Genomic DNA, 15869 nt, shown 5'->3' with positions numbered 1-15869 from the left:
TCATTCTTTCTGAAAAAAGTTGTTTCTCCTAGATCAGGTCTTCAACCATGCCCCTCTGTCCTGGCCTGGCAAGCATTTCCAGGGCTTTTTCCACATAGCGGCGCCGGAGTCTTTTTTCATCGGCTTCTCCCAGGGTGGGATTTCCCACCGGGCATGTAATTGCAAACCCACGCAGTATTCTGGAAGCCCCCACAGACTTCGCGATGTCCACAACAGCACAGATCTGGGTTACCGGAATTCCCGCTCTTTCAATCTCTTTTGCAATCGTTGCACCGCAACGAGTACTTGTTCCTCAGGTGGATGTCAAAATGGCCGCAGTGACACCTCTCTTTTCCAGGGCCTCTGCAATCCGGCGTCCCTTCTCCTGTGAGGCGGCTACCGATGCACAATTACCGCAGGCTACAAAAACATCCGTATCCAGTGAACCAAGCCTGCCTTCTTTTACCAACTCCTGCAGCGCATCCCAAGGGAAAAGGCGGTAAGGCAATTCGAGAACCGATGTTCCGTCATACCCGCTATGGATAACGAAATGCTTTTCCCCAATGAGGCTCTCCCAGTTGTATTGCCCCCAGGTAGTACTTCCATTCGGCTTGAGCTTATCGGGATTTGATTCCGGGATAAGTCCACCGTCCGATACAAGAGCCAATTTGACTTTTTTGAGATCGGAGACGGGCTGTGCAGGCTCCACTATGTCAAAATTGGGAGGCAGCAGTTCACTCTCGAAGGGATCTCCCTTAATTTTCTTCAGCACCATATTTATTGCGCGCACCGCTGCATTTTCTTCCTGCTCCTCGTTGAGGATAATATCCCGGATGATATAGCCCTCGGACATCGCGCTGCCGATGGGCTCCTGACGAAGCAGACGAAGCCCAATGCTGACCATCTGGGGCGCAGTTTTTCTTAGTTCTGACGACATTATGCCTGTTTTTACAATATAGGTGTCCTTGCGAAAAAGCTCTACTGCAGGGTTTTCAGGATACATGGCCGTGACGGTGGGAATACCTAGGGTTTTACCAACAGCCGAAACCATATTTCCGCAGCTGATTCCATATCGACCGGCATTGAACGCGGGGCCTGCGATAAACAGGTCGGGCTCGAGGTTTTTTACAAGTTCAACACCTTCCCCAACAGCAGTTTCCGTGTTTTCAGCGAAATAATTATCGCCGCAGATGACCGTTCCCACCACTTCACATTCATCTTTCATCAGGGTCTCAAAAAGTTTGGCAGGGCCGACAGCTTCGTTCTTCACGCTGAAACCTACGTGGGCCATATCTTCTCCGCCGATCTGGCCGAAAAACTGATTGATGAAACAGACGACTCTCCATTTTTTGCCGTTCATAGTCCTACCTCCACATTTTTCAATAATCGACCGCTTTGCCGAAAGAAGCTCCAACCTGGCTCATCAGGCCGACTTGCTTCATATAGGTAGACCAGACTTCTCCCTTAGCCGGATTTCCGGTCGCGATTTTGTGCCCACCGATAACGCCATCATCACCGCTAAGATAGAGGGCGTCCTCAGGGCCTCCAAGAAGGAGGTCTACCGGCGGGAGTTTGAAGTTGTGATAGTAGGTACCAGAACAGACGATTGAATCGACATTCGGCTCACTGATAAGGCATTCAACACTGAGATTGCTTTTTCCATTCAGTATCTGGATGATGGGCACAGACTTAATTCCAAGTTTCTCTGCTTCGCTGGCGATGGCACCCACACAAAGAGTTGATGCACCACCAACGCCTTTGGTGACGATAAGTCCGTCTGCCCGTAAAGTTTCCTTCAAGATGTTCGCCGCCATCTTGGAAACCAGTGACCGGTGTTTTGCTTCGACCGATGTAACGGTTACCAGCACTCCGGCAAAGTTCAATTCTTTTCCATGACGACGCATAAGTTCCAGGATTACCGGGTGATTTTGAATTTCATAGGTAGTAACGCAGCGGAAACCTCCACAATGTGCAATAGCGCCATCAAGTATTTCCGTTGGCTGGACAACGATGGGCAGGATATCAGGAACAGCATTCCCATAGAACATCGGTTCCCGGTAATTTTGAGTATCGTACTGTTTTGAGTAAATCTGGTATGAATAGGCAATCCTTGGCAATCCTGGATAGCTGGTTTCATTGTCCAGCACTTCAACTTCGTCGGGTTCAGCCCCCATTGTCGCTTTTGCGAGAAGAACGCTCGTTTTAAAACCTATGCGCCGAACCGCTTCCCGGTACTCCCGGAAATCTGCTCCCTCAGGGGCGAGAGGCTCTATGACAAGTTCAGGCATTTTTGCAAAAGGATTGATCGAAGCACAGGGCCCGCTCATGTCAAATGAACCCCACTTGCGGGACCAGTACGTGTTATTCTGGCATAGCACGATTCCCATTCCTTCAACGATTCGTGTTACGCCTTTGCCCGCTATGTCGTATTCTTCCGTAAGGACCCCCGGCCAATCGATACCGTCTGAGACTTTACATCTGGGCTGGATAACGTCGACAACGTTAATTATCCTCGTGCTGTCTCCGGGGCGGGCGATGTCTATTTTCAGTGTATTGAATACCGGTTCACTCTCAGCAATTGAGATGATGTCATCCTTATTGACGTAGAGAACCCCGTTTTTTAGACACGTATCGCTGCCAAATTGCAGGTCCTTTATCCTGACTGTTTCAAGGGTGAGTTTCATTTGTCCAGCTCCTTTTCTTGCTATTTCAAACTTAAGCCCCCATCAGCAGGTTCGGAAGAAATGTAACGAGCTGAGGGAAAAGCACAATCAGACCCATTGTTGCCAAAATGATCAGGATGACCGGTGCGCTGTACCGTATCGCTTCCTGGAAGGTCGCTTCGGCGATGTTCATCGACATAAAGAGATAGAGCCCCACAGGCGGTGTTAGGGCGCCAACGACGGTGGCAATGGAATAGAGCACAGCGAACATGAGTGGGTCAACACCCAGGTTGGTTATGATCGGATAGACGATCGGCAAAATAACCGCCGTAGCTGCGAGGGTTTCCATGAAACAGCCGATGACAAGCATTATGCCAATAATGATGAGCACCACTACTGTCGGGTTTGTGGAGATTGAAGTCATCAGGTCCTTAATGTGTCCAGCAAGATTTTCACGGGCAAAAATGTATGAATATATATTTGCCATACCCATGAGCATCATGAGCATTGCCGAAGAGGCTGTCGCTCTTTTGAAAATCGTATAGAGGTCTCTCAACTGAAGAGTACGGTAAATGAAAAATCCGCAAACCAAACCGTACAGGCAGGCTATTATTCCGGACTCTGTAGCGGTAAAAAAGCCCGAAGTGACGCCCCCGATAATGATAAAAGGCATGATAAGGGCGAAAAAGGCTTTTTTGAAGGTTTTCCAGACAAGCCGTATGTCGAACGTACCGGTACCAAGATCAACCTTGTATTTATTGGCATACCAGTAACACATTCCCATAAGGCAAAGGCCGATAATGATTCCCGGTACAATACCTCCGATAAAAAGTTTTCCCGTAGAGAAACCGGTCAAAGAGGCATACACTATCATGTTGGTGCTGGGGGGGATGATAGGGCCAAGAGCGCCGGAACCGGCAATGAGAGAAGCCACGAAGGACCTGTGATAGCCGGATTTTTTCAGTTCAGGCACGGTCAGGGAACCGATGGCGCTCATGGTTGCAGCCCCGGATCCTGAAATGCCGGCAAAAATCATGTTTGCCATTACTGAGACCATCCCCAGGCCGCCTTTGGTCCAGGAAATAACGGAGCGGCAAAAGTCCAGAATCAGCTTTGAAAGGTTCGCAGCCCCCATTATTTCCCCCGCAAGGATAAAAAGAGGCCCCGCCATAAGAGCAAAGGAGTTCATTCCGCGGATCATCTGCTGCACGGCCATAAAGCCTGGTAAGTTGCTTCCAAAAAGAATGGCCAGAAGTCCGCCGAGCCCTATGGCAAAGCTCACTGGCACGCCCAATGCAAGAAAAACCAACAGGCCAATAATCGCTATTGTGAGCATTTATCTTTCCCCCTTGAGATATTGCCTTGTAAACTGGGGAATAGCGCTGGCATAGGAGCAAAGCATCATCAAAATACCCACTGGTACAACTGCGTAAATATACGAGTACGGGATACGGATTGCGGCTCCCAGGGACCGCGTGCTTTTCTCAACCAGAGTAATGGAACCGGGAAAAAAGAGAATGAGAAAGACAACGCAGAGGAGCCTGGAGAACAGATACAACGCTGCCCTGACTTTGTGACTTTTCATATGTTCGATGAGAATGTCCACCGATACGTGGCCATCTACCCGGACCGTGAGGGCGGAGCCTATCAGAGTGAGATAGATCCCGCAAAAGCGCATGGCTTCCTCGGTCCAGGGAGGAGCAGCGCTAAAAATCGAGCGCCCGAAAACCTGTATGCTCCCGAAAATGAGTATTAAGGTAAACATCAGGGCACAGAACAGAACTTGCGCGGTTTCAATGAACCGGTCTATTTTTAGAAGCTTATTCATGCGATTCAGCCCTTTCAAAAAGAAAAGTGTGCGCATAGGCTGTCATTATGCGCACACTTTTCAGGCAGATTCTTTGTCCGTATTAGGAGTTCAGTGCAAGCATACGGTTGATAAGTTCACCAAGTCCCATTTTTTCGTATTTCTCGTAGATTGCCTTGCAGGCATCTTTCATCCTGTTGCGTTCCTCGGGGCTGACTTCGTTGATGACAACTCCGGCCTTGACCATGACCTGCTCGGCTGCATCGTCAGAAGCCTGCCGTCCAAGAAGCTGCTTCTCCTGGCTTTCCAGGGCCGCCTCCTGGATTATCTTCTGGAGATCTTCAGGAATGGAATTCCACTTGTCTTCATTAATGAACACACAGTAGATCGCGCCCAGATGGCCTATTTTTGAGAGGTACTTTCCGACTTCCTGCATATTCTGGTTCACAAGACCGGTTACGTCTGCTTCAAGAGCATCCGCCACTCCCTGCTGGAGGAGCGTGTATGCTTCGCTCCAGGCAGAGGTCACGGTGCTTGCCCCAAGAGCATTCCAAAGGTCCACATACATGGCAGTTTCCGCAGTACGCATTTTGAGCCCCTTAATGTCATCAAGGCTGTTGAGCGGCTTGTGCTTCAGCAGGGGCTGACGAATACCATTGGAATAGGTCATGAGAAGGCGGACACCGGCCCCTTCTATCATTGCCGGCACTTCTTCAGGGACTATTGTCCGAATGAGAGTAGCCTGAGTCGCAAGGTTTTTCGTCAGGAAGGGAAGATTGAATACCGCAAGCTTCGGGATGTTGAGGGCTGATGCCCAGTCCGCAGTGTCACAGCAGGTCATGTCAAGGGTGCCCATGGAAACCTGCTCCATCATCTCGCGGGCGGTACCAAGCTGGCTCGAGGGATAAATATTGACCACGACTCTGCCGTTCGACCGCTCTTCAACCATGGCTTTAAATTCTTCAGGTGCGATGGCCAGAGAATGCCCGGGATTCTGGATGTGGCCAAACTCAAGTGACAGCGGTTTATCTGCCGCACCGGCCACTCCGCTGAGCAACGAGAAAGAACAGAAAATTGCCAAACACATCATCAGGATACGAAAAGAACGCTTCATTACTACTCCTCCTTCAAGATAGAATCTGAAAACGTAAATCATCTTCAACAGCTGTGATGCCTGTCCCTTGAATCAATTGTTTTCGAGATACCTGCGGCCAAGCTGATCTGCCGCAAGAATTGCGCTGTACACAAGTTCACCGGTAATCTTGAAAGGTTCGTGATGTATCAGGGGATTTTGAACTGTCTTGGAAGCGATGGCAGAAATATTCTCGTGGGTAGCTTCAACGTCCAATTGGGCCAGAGTTACAGGGAGACCGATTTCGACCATGAAGGCCATGACTTCATCAATCTCTTCTTCAGGACTGTTTTCGAGAATCATCTGGCAGACTATTCCGAAAGCAACTTTTTCACCATGGAGGTATTTGTGAGTAGAAGGAACTGCGGTAAGACCGGAATGAATTCCATGGGCCGTGGCCAGCCCGGTATTTTGAAACCCGAGCCCGCTCATGAGGATGTTGGCTTCGATTACGTTTTCAACTGCTTCAGTGATAGCTCCTCTTTCGAGAGCCATCAAGGCTTTTTTACCGTCATTAAAGAGCGTCTCGTGGCACGTTTCTGCAATGGCCATGCCGATTTTGCAGCGCTTATATCCCTGACCGACGTAATTGGGAGAGTCGGAAGCTTCGTTTGCCCTGGCTTCAAACCAAGTTGCAAGGGCGTCGCCCATTCCGGCTACAAAGAGTCTCCGGGGTGATTTTGCAATTATTTCACTGTCTACAAGAACGAGTTCCGCATTCCGCTTCATTTTCCTTGAGCCGATGTATTCTCCGCTCTCGGTATAGAGAACCGCGATCTCGCTTACTGGAGCATCATTTGATGCAGAAGAAGGAACAATAATGACGGGAAGCCCCAATTCATCGGCACACAGCTTGGCCGTATCCAGCGTTTTTCCTCCGCCGACCCCTACAATTACGGAAATTCCATTTCCCCTGGCGATCTTCGCGATACGTTCAATCTCGCCGTCCCAGCACTCCCCCTTGAAACACACTGAAAGGAAAATCCCGGAGTCGTCCTTATAAACAGCCTTCAAGCGCGCGTTCAATTCTTCAAAAAGAAAACCATCGATTATGAAGCATGCTTTTCCAAATTTCGCAGTATACGATGCCAGATTACTGAATTCACCGTAGCCCTGAATATATCTCAAAGGACAGCCGAAAGCTCGCGTTGTATTTTCTACCATGATGTAAGTATGAATGCCCTCGATAGAGGTTCTTCCTCCTGTCGTTAGGTTTCCATGAGCCAAATTTGATGCCTGACAGCCTTTTCTCAATCAAGAAACGGTATTTCGAAACTCCAGGAAAGAAGCGGTTTACATTTTTCCACTCACTCCCTTCACGTTTCTTTTCTTTGAACCTCAGGACCAGTTTCTTTTCAGTTCCGTGTGGCTCCCGTTCCGTCTCCGGTGACCATTGCCGGCATGTATAATTAACAGGGCAGTCCACTTGATGTCTCTTTTTTTTATTCGGAAAAAAGTGATTGACGAATTCTGCGTGAGGTATTTCTCTCTGATGTGCAGTTTAAAAGCACGGAATGAAAGATTTTGTTGTGACCCGATACACTGTCTGAAATGAAAGTGACGGTCACCTCGCATCGGACTGCTGTCAAAGTTCCACTCTGTGGCGATCATGAAGTGAGTCGTTTTCCATCTATCGCCATTACCTTACCATTTGAAATTGGTTTTTAAAGCACCACTTTTATCTTTTTATTGGGGAGCCACTTTCAGGAGTGATTATTGTGTGGAAAGGCCTGGAGAAAAATAGCGGTACTTCTTTGAAGCGACAATTGTATTCTTACGTCAAAGAAATAATCCTGGAAGGGAAGGCAGCACCAGGTGAAAGGCTGCCCTCTTCAAGAGATCTTTCAAAAAAACTGGATGTCTCAAGAAATACCGTCCTTGAAGTCTACAGTCAGCTGGTTGCCGAAGGATTCCTTGAGGGGAAACAAGGCTCAGGAACCGTTGTTGCTACAGGAATTGCAAAACAGCAGAAAAGGATGTACAAGAAAGACCGCGCTGCTCTATCTGCCCCTTTTGATACGAAGGAAGAAACTATCGATTTCCGATCCGGAATCCCGGATTTCTCTCTCTTTCCGCAAAAAGAATGGGGAAAGCTCTACAGTAAAATATGCGGTTCTCTTCCCCTGTCAGCATTCCGCTACTGCAACTTTGCGGGTGTGTGGGAACTGAGAGAGAGTATATCAAAGTACTTATTCAGAACAAGAGGGATTGAGTGCGACCCCAAAAATGTAATGATCATATCCGGGGCTACCCAGGGGCTGGCTCTCATTTCTAAAATTCTCTACAAAAGCAAAAATAAGGTACTGGTGGAAGATCCGATCCATCCCAGCATTCTGAATATCTTTGCCTCTGCCGGTTTTTCTCTCGCAGGAATCGAGGCGGATGATAAAGGAATGAACACATCGTTTCTGATAAGCGATCCCAACATTTCCTTAATTTACACTACTCCTTCTCACCAATACCCCCTGGGAAGCATACTGCCCATTCAAAGAAGACAGGCGATTGTCCAGTATGCTTCCGATAATGATTGCTATGTAATAGAAAGCGACTACGGTAACGGAAGCACATTCCGATTTGAAGGAACACCAATAAGCTCCCTTTATGAACTTAACCCTGACCGGGTGATCTATGTCTGTTCGTTCAGCAAGATTTTGACCCCTGCTCTTCGCCTTGGTTTCATGCTTTTGCCCGACAGCCTTATCCCCCGGTATAAAGCATATAGAATGAACACCGACCTCCACTCGGAATCTTTGTCACAACACGTTTTACATGAATTCATCAACAGCGGACGGTTGGAAAAACACACTGCAAAAATGAATAAAATTTATAATCAAAAACGAAAATATCTAATTTCCGAACTCAATGCCCGTTTTCCAGGCGAATTTGAAATCAAGGGACAAACCGCAGGACTTCACGTGCTTGTTTCGTTCCATAATGTTGTTTTTACCGAAGACCTTGTCCGCAAAATTACAGCAAATGGCGTAACGGTCTATCCCGTTGAGGACTTTTCCTTCCAGAATCATGGACGTCATGTTAACGAAATTATCCTGGGATATGCTCATCTAAGTTTTTCCGAAATTGCAAAGGGTGTGGAAAAAATAGGGGAAGTCATACATTCAGCGAAGGTGCAAAACTCGATTTAACAGTGACAGTGCTTCTTAGCCCACTGTGAGAAAGCCGACTTTCTTCAAAACCAGAGCCACTGGTGTCCTGAAAAAGAGCCGGCAAATCTCCCTGAAGGGAGTTGGCCGATCTCTTCCCGAGGGGGGCCATTATCCCTACAATTTGAACGCATGCCGGATTATTGCGTACGAATTCAAATCAGGGAGTTTACAACCTATGACGATGCAGTCCAAAGGGGTGGCTCAAGAACCTCGCGCCGATGGCTCTGTTTAAGCGCGGAGGCGGCTCTCATATCTGCGAGCAAGTGGCTTTTTAAAAAACGCGTTTCGCAAAATTGAAAACACGGCGAAACTGAACCACCCGCGTGGAGTGTTAGAGCCACCGGCACGCACATAAAGAGACACCACCCGGCGCGCCGGCATGGAGTCGGTCAAGTCAAGGCGAAGAGAGTGTATTTTGCAAGAGGGAAATCCTCGAAGTTGCAAAGATTTTTCCCCAGCAGGGGGGTGGGGAATTTTTCACACCCCCCTGCGCATCAAAGAGTCTCTCACCCGGTTGCTCGGGCCATCAAAAAGCAGCAGGTAACTGTGGTGCACCAGACGGTCTATCATCGCCGCCGTCATCTGCTCATCGTAGAAGATTCCCACCCATCGGCTGAATTCCAGGTTTGTGGTGATTATCACGCTCCTTCTTTCGTAGCTGTCCGAGATTACCTGGAAGAGAAGCTGGGCCGCCTCCCTGTCCAGCGGGACGTACCCCCATTCGTCGCAGATCAGCAGGTCAAGTTTGCCGAGTGCCGCCAGAAGCTTCCCCAGTTTCCCCGTCTTCCTGGCTTCGGAGAGGCGGTTGACCAGATTGGCCGTCCGGTAAAAACCGGTGCTCATTCCGAGTCTGCATGCCTCGATCCCTATGGCCGTGGCTAAGTGGGTCTTTCCGGTTCCCACGTTGCCGTACAGGATGAGGTTCTTCTTCTCCTCCACGAAACGGGCTTTGGCCAGGTAGTCGGGAGTGACTCCCGACGGGAGCTTGACGTCGTCGAAGTGAAAGCCGTCAAAGGTCTTCCAGCTGGTGAACCCGGCCGCCTTGATGAGGCGGTCCCGTCTGCCCTTTTCCCTGTGCCCGATTTCAAGTTTCAGAAGGCTGAGGAGGTATTCCTCCCTGCTGTCCGCCTCCACAAGTTCGCTGTTGTCCGCCAGGTTCCGGCTCAGCCGGAGTCTTTTGCAGCATGCGAGCAGTTCGTCCTTCAGCACGGCAGCCTTCCTCCTCCGGGAATAAGGTCTGCATAGGCTGAGAGCGTGAAGTGCACTTCGGGAAGCCTCGGGATTCCAGGCTGCTTCGTTTCGTCAATCTGCATCCGGTCGGCGGGGTGTTCCCTGTGAAGGTGGTCATGAAGGACCACCAGGCTGTCAAGGTCTTCCACTCCCCGCCGCACTGCCTCGGACACGCTTTTCACGGCTCTTTCAAATCCGTCCCGTTCGCTGAGAATGGCAAGGGTTCTCAGGACATTCCTCTGCCCGCTTTTGTCCTTGCCGTCCAGAAAGGCGTGCAGTTCCTCCGGCAGCATGGTCCAGATTCCGGAGTACTTCAGGGCTCCGGGGCTGCGGGAGAGCTGGGTGAGGTAGGGCAGCCAGTCCATGGCCTCCTGCTTCCCGGGGCCGTACAGCCTTCGGTGCTCCGTTACGGGGCGGTGGTTCTCGTCCAGGGGAGTGATGCTGTTCGCTGATATCCTGACAAGAACCCTCCCTCCGGCGTATTTGGGGGAGGTGGAGTACGTATGAACTCCGCCGAGCCGGAACTTGCCCCAGATGTCCGTTTTCACCGTTTCGTAGCCTGCACAGTCGAATTCCGCCGACGGCAGGGGGTGAAGGTTTTCTTTGTCCTGCCGGTGCAAGGTCTCGATGGTGCTGTTTCTCTTGTAGTGTTCCCGGCAATGGTCCTCCTCCGAGAGGCGGAGGAGTTCCCTGTTGTACTGCTCGAGATCCTCGAACCGGGGGACGGGGACCAGGAGGTTGCGCCTGTGGTAGCCGACCTTGTTTTCCACGTTCCCCTTTTCGTGTCCGGCGTTCACGTTGCAGAAGGCCGCCTCGAACCCGTGGTGTTCCTTGAAGCGGAGGAAGGGTTCGCACAGATCCCGCTTTCCTTCCTTGAGTACCTGGGCCACGACGGTGGACATGTTGTCGAACCACAGCCGCGGAGGTACTCCTCCTATGTGTTCGAAGACTGCCTTCAGGCCCTCGAAGAGGCATTCCCGGTTCTCTCCCCTGAAGAGCTGGAGGTAGCCGGCATTGCTGTAGGGGAAGGAGACGTTGAGGTACTTCCCCGAACAGAGCCTTCCGTTTTCGTAAAAGTCGGCGCTGCCGAAGTCCACCTGGGCTTCTCCCGCCTTGTGCTCCAAAGGTAATGCGGCGCGAACACCCGAATAGATCTGGTACTTCTTCTCCTTCACGTAGGAGGCCACTGTACGGTAGGAGCATCCGAAGTCCTTCACCTCCGTACACAGGCGGTCGTACACCCGCTTGGCCGTGTGGCGCTGTTTCCTCCTTGCCTTCACGTCGCCCTCGAGCCATTCGTCGATCTGCTTCCGCCAGGGCTCGAGCTTGGGCCACCGGCTTGCTGCCGGCTGGGCCGGAGGCGGTTCGTTGAAGTCCTCTTTCTCGATGTACTTCCTCGCGGTCTTGCGGTCGATGCCGAACCTTGCCGCGATGGCGCTGATGGTGCAGCCATTCTCGAAATAGGCTTTTCTGATATCATTGATCCGGGTCATTGTCAGCATCCTCCGTTCCCTCCCCCTGAAGTGTCTGGATAACACTCAAAGGGTACAGGGCATGGGTTCATGCTTTCAATGGCCCTTTTGCAATTCCGGGGATTCCCCCGATGCAATAGTGAGGAATTTTACTTTGCAACTTTGTCCCTTTCTATTTTGCAACAAACAGAAGAGAGGCACAATCCTCAAGCACCGTTGCCGCTTTTTCCCTGATGGTTCAGCCGAAGTATCTCCCGATAGTCTGTCATGACTACCTCCTGTAGATGGATTCACGTCCCGGCGTGCAACGCGTTCATCCATCTTATGAGAAGGTTCTGAATATGCATATGGCTCTCCCGTCGGAAGGCCGGCTCCACTTCATCGGAACGGTGGCTCAATTTACTCCGGTGTACCCAATCACCCTCAAAACACAAAAAATATGGGGAATTATCTATGGCTAATAGATATTTCCCCATATTTTCCCTATACCATTATTTATTGCTATTTAGTTTTATTTAATTTTTTTCAAATGCAAACAGGGACTCTACATGTTCCTGAGGCAGTTTAATGGTAGCCTTGCTGACGAAATAGTACGTTAAAAATGAAGAGATGAGTGAGGGCCAGAAAGGATGCCCAAAAACATTGTAAGGCTTGAGAAGTGTAAAGAGCAATATCGGAACTAAAATACCGACCACAATGGATGAAACACAGCCAGCTTTTGTTCCTTCTTTCCACCAAACACCGAATATTAGACTGGGCATAAAAGCTGCTCCACATATAGTCAGCTGCATGGCGGAAAGGAGAACGACCATTGGAAGTTTCCTCATAGATGCAAATGCTGTAACGAAAGTAATAACAAGAACCGCGATTGACGTAATCTTTTTAACCTGATCATCCGTAATGTTCAACCTGATTCCCTTTTGCAGAAAATCCCGTGCAAAAGCCGTTCCTGCAACAAGAAGTATGGAATTTGCAGTGGACATTGAAGCAGCTACGACGGCAACGAGGAATAGTACACTCGCAATTGTAGGTGCGACATGAATCATGAATGCGGGCATAGTGTAATCTGTGTTAGCCCCGATAACTCCAGCAGGTATAAGTCCCTTAAATTCAGCAACTCTTGCCGCAATACCGGTAAAAGCCATCATTGGAGTCTGAAGTGCTAATACAACAGCCATAAGAACAAGGGAATAGCGCCACACCCTTTTATCCTTAAAGCTGAAAAACCTTACAACCAGCTGAGGAGAACCAAGGGCTCCCAGTGTATAAAAAGCAAGATAAGTAAATGCCAAGGGGCCCATCAAACCTGGTACCTCATTAAACTTTGGCCCCATGGCTTCCGCAGAAGCCTGGAAAATGGCGGTCCATCCACCAAACTTGTCAAGACAGAAAACAAACAGAAAAGCTGAGAGAAGGGTCATTATTATTCCGCTCAGGAGATCTGTCCATACAACAGCCAGATATCCCCCGATTGCAGTGTATAATGCCATGACAATTGCCATTATTGCAATGCTGACACCATATGGAAGACCAAGATACAACTGCATTATGTATCCTACTCCTGCATACTGGGCAACGAGATAGACACAAGTAAAAATGATTATCGCAATGGTGGATAAGACTCTAGCGCCATGGCTTTTATAGCGAAGCTCGATATATTCAGGAACAGTAAGAGCTTCGAGTTTTTTTGACTGAAATTTCAGCCTTTGTGCCAGCAAAAGCCAACCGCAGAATCCTGCAAAAATAGCGCTCAGTACGCCACTTGCAACCATTGCCATTCCAAACTTATATGCTGTTCCTGGAAACCCGATATAGGTAACAGCACTGTTCCATGTAGCTACGTAAGTAAACGCAAGTGCCCATGGCCCGATATTTCGTCCACCCAAATAAAAATCCTCGAGAGTAAGGCTTTTTTTATAAGCAATATATCCTATAAGAATGGTGGCCAAGAGATAAACCGCTAGAGCAATCCAGTACATTGTATGGTTTGCCATGATCATTCTCCTTCCTTAAGCTGAATAACTTAATCCTTGGTTTTAACAGTGATGATTATTGAAACAATCACTGATCCAATCAAAAGCCACCAAAAACCCACACCAACCCAGGTGCCAAATGTATAAGGATAAATGGGACCAAACGGTATGCTCATCTTTTTACCTCCCTTGATTATTGTTTTTTCGGAGATATCATTTTCCCAAAACCACGAGCCCCTTTAACAACGCCTTTTTCCATAACCACATTTCCTCTTACTACAGTAAAAACAGGCATTCCCTTGACCTTGACTCCATCGAAGGAAGTCCAGCCTGATCTGGAAAGAGATTCCTCGGAAGACAGTACGTGTTCTCTATTCATATCAACTATTGTGAAATCGGCATCTGAACCTACAGCAATAATTCCTTTTCTCGGGTAAATTCCAAAAATTTTTGATGGATTTTCTGAAGTGAGGTAGATCAATCTTTCAAGTGTAAGGGTTCCGTTGTTTACTTCATTGAGCATCATGGGGAAAAATTCTTGCGCTCCTATTACTCCTAAAGGAGCTCCAAAGTTGTCATCCCAGCCTTTTGCAACCTCATCTTTATGGTGAGGGGCATGTTCAAGAACAAGAACATCACACGGCCCATTATTCAAGGCATCTCTGGCTCTCGGAATATTTCTTCCGTGGACATATGTACGAGGACCCAATTTCTCAGCCATTGCCCTGTCAATAAGGAAGGAGCACGCCTCAAGCTCTGCGTACACAGGCTGTCCGGAACTCTTTGCAAAATCGATTAGGTCGTATGCACCATCTGGCATGACCCCTACATGGAGAACGTAGAGCCTTACCCCAGCGATTTTTGCGAGGTAAAGTGAGCTTGCAAGCCCTGAAACCATCCCATGACCGTACATGTACCCCTTTGCAAAGGCATCCACGTATGCAGCTGCATTTATGTTCCCCTTGTCTATGTAGTCTCTGTAAACCATCCTTTTTACCCAGTCAGAGTCGTCATGGTGTACAGCACAGACAAGCCCGGTTTTAGCCGTTTCTTCAAAAATTTCATATAGCACCCCGTGGTCGACTACCCCAAGTGTAGAAATATAAGGATATACGTCTTTCGGGTGCCTTGTGTTGAAAACCTTAATTCCAATAGCTCCAAGATCAAACAGGCTTTTTACCTGATCCGGGTGAAGACCAGCTCCGTACAATCCAAAATCAACATGGCTTTTACTTTCTGCATTTTTTTTCTTATCGAGAAAGGTTTCAACAGTTGCTGGCGCAGGTTCATTATTTGTCATATCAATAACAAAGGTAATTCCTCCAGCTGCAGCAAGCTTAGACCCAGATTCGAAATCCTCTTTGTTTGTGACCCCCGGATCCCTGAAATGGCAGTGTGTATGCCATACCCCAGGAAGCACCAAAAGTCCAGCCGCATCAACCACTTCTCTTGCATTTGAAAAATCAATGCAATTTGTAATTTCTATGATTTTTCCATCCACGACTCCAATATCAGCAAAATAGGAATCATGCGCAGTACAGATTTTTCCTCCCTTTAAAACAAGATCATACATTGCCTTTGTTGCCCCCTATCAAAATATATTTGAGTTTTTCTGAAATATTGGAAACGCAAACTCGAGTCCTACTCACAATGTTCTCTAATGCATCTGGCGTGAAACGAAAAACTGGACCTATAACGCTTACCCCGGCAATCACCTCCATATTATTGGCAAATATTGGAAATGAAACCCCAGCGGTATCAGGATCTAGATCTGCAAAAGTAGTGTCATAACCTTTCTTTCTTATTTGCCCCATCTCTTCAAGAACGCTTTCAAAACTTTTTCCTCTCAGAGAATCTTTCTCTTTTTCATAGATTTTTCTCAACTCTTCATGTGGCAAGTGCGCAGCCAAAATTTTTCCACTCGCCCCTCGGAGCAACGGGACGACTCTTCCAGGATTAGCTGTAATGGAGATATTGTGTATTCCTTGAATCCTCTCAATGCATACTCCATGATTGTTCTGCACGACGTTAACAATCACAGTCTCCTTCGTTTCATCTCTTAATTTATTGATAAAAGGATTAATAACTTCTCGTAGCTCAAAACTACGAATGCCTATGTAAGCAAGCCGGTATATTTCTGCACCGATTGAAAATGAGTTGGTTTTCTTATCAAGTTCCAAAAAACCCAGTTCATGTAAGTTAATTAGAATTCTGTACACTGCGGTCCTATCCAGATTTGGTTTAAGTTTTAGGATTTCAGAAAATGTCAACTTTGGATGACTCAAATCAAAACAGGCAAAAATCTCAGACGTTTTTTCCAATAATTTTAATTTGTATTTTTTTTCTTCCATAATCCACCTAGTTTTATATTATGAAACTTTGTTTCATAGTCTATTTAATGACACTATACCAAAAACAAAATAAAAAAACAACGACTTTACGGAAACAG

Annotated in this window: 12 protein-coding genes; 1 reads left to right on the top strand and 11 read right to left on the bottom strand. The window is 48.1% G+C overall.

The features are described 5' to 3' along the window. Window positions 1-28: 28 nt before the first annotated feature. From JMJ95_RS02285 to JMJ95_RS02265, 6 genes are all read right to left on the bottom strand, one after another. Window positions 29-1339, bottom strand: coding sequence for a glycine/betaine/sarcosine/D-proline family reductase selenoprotein B (locus JMJ95_RS02285; protein WP_290682056.1), 1311 nt, complete (start codon window positions 1337-1339; stop codon window positions 29-31). Window positions 1340-1358: 19 nt separating this feature from the next. Then, window positions 1359-2663 carry a glycine/sarcosine/betaine reductase component B subunit gene (locus JMJ95_RS02280; RefSeq protein ID WP_290682053.1) on the bottom strand — a complete coding sequence of 435 codons (1305 nt, stop codon included), beginning with the start codon at window positions 2661-2663 and terminating at the stop codon, window positions 1359-1361. Between the two features lie 31 nt (window positions 2664-2694). Next, window positions 2695-3978: a TRAP transporter large permease gene (locus JMJ95_RS02275; protein ID WP_290682050.1), complete on the bottom strand. Its 1284-nt coding sequence runs from the start codon at window positions 3976-3978 to the stop codon at window positions 2695-2697. Further along, window positions 3979-4407, bottom strand: coding sequence for a TRAP transporter small permease (locus JMJ95_RS13895; protein ID WP_367153740.1), 429 nt, complete (start codon window positions 4405-4407; stop codon window positions 3979-3981). Between the two features lie 145 nt (window positions 4408-4552). Further along, window positions 4553-5563, bottom strand: a complete 1011-nt coding sequence (locus JMJ95_RS02270) for a TRAP transporter substrate-binding protein (RefSeq protein ID WP_290682047.1) — start codon at window positions 5561-5563, stop codon at window positions 4553-4555. A 72-nt stretch (window positions 5564-5635) separates the two neighbouring features. Next, complete coding sequence (locus tag JMJ95_RS02265; RefSeq protein WP_290682044.1) at window positions 5636-6808, bottom strand: glycerol dehydrogenase; 1173 nt, start codon at window positions 6806-6808, stop codon at window positions 5636-5638. A gap of 491 nt (window positions 6809-7299) precedes the next feature. On the opposite strand from JMJ95_RS02265, the gene JMJ95_RS02260 reads away from it, so the two are divergent. Beyond that, window positions 7300-8724, top strand: a complete 1425-nt coding sequence (locus tag JMJ95_RS02260; RefSeq protein ID WP_290682041.1) for a PLP-dependent aminotransferase family protein — start codon at window positions 7300-7302, stop codon at window positions 8722-8724. Between the two features lie 498 nt (window positions 8725-9222). Here JMJ95_RS02260 and istB read toward each other — a convergent pair whose 3' ends face one another. The 5 genes from istB to JMJ95_RS02235 form a co-directional block, all read right to left on the bottom strand. Continuing rightward, window positions 9223-9954 (bottom strand): IS21-like element helper ATPase IstB, encoded by a 732-nt coding sequence (gene istB, locus JMJ95_RS02255; protein WP_290682038.1) that lies wholly within the window; start codon window positions 9952-9954, stop codon window positions 9223-9225. Continuing rightward, window positions 9948-11468: an IS21 family transposase gene (istA, locus tag JMJ95_RS02250; protein ID WP_290682035.1), complete on the bottom strand. Its 1521-nt coding sequence runs from the start codon at window positions 11466-11468 to the stop codon at window positions 9948-9950. Before istA ends, istB begins: the two co-directional genes overlap by 7 nt. A gap of 494 nt (window positions 11469-11962) precedes the next feature. Further along, a complete protein-coding gene (locus JMJ95_RS02245; RefSeq protein WP_290682032.1) occupies window positions 11963-13441 on the bottom strand; it encodes a sodium:solute symporter in 1479 nt (492 codons plus the stop codon). 172 nt (window positions 13442-13613) lie between these two features. Then, entirely contained in the window at window positions 13614-14993 is a 1380-nt protein-coding gene (locus JMJ95_RS02240; protein WP_290682029.1) for a dihydroorotase family protein, read from the bottom strand. Further along, complete coding sequence (locus tag JMJ95_RS02235; protein WP_290682026.1) at window positions 14986-15771, bottom strand: IclR family transcriptional regulator; 786 nt, start codon at window positions 15769-15771, stop codon at window positions 14986-14988. The genes JMJ95_RS02240 and JMJ95_RS02235 overlap by 8 nt, the downstream gene beginning before the upstream one ends. Window positions 15772-15869: the final 98 nt, after the last annotated feature.

The organism is Aminivibrio sp., assembly GCF_016756745.1.
Taxonomy (GTDB): domain Bacteria; phylum Synergistota; class Synergistia; order Synergistales; family Aminobacteriaceae; genus Aminivibrio.
Note: the sequence above shows the minus strand (reverse complement) of the source record. Positions and strands in the feature narration are given on the sequence as shown.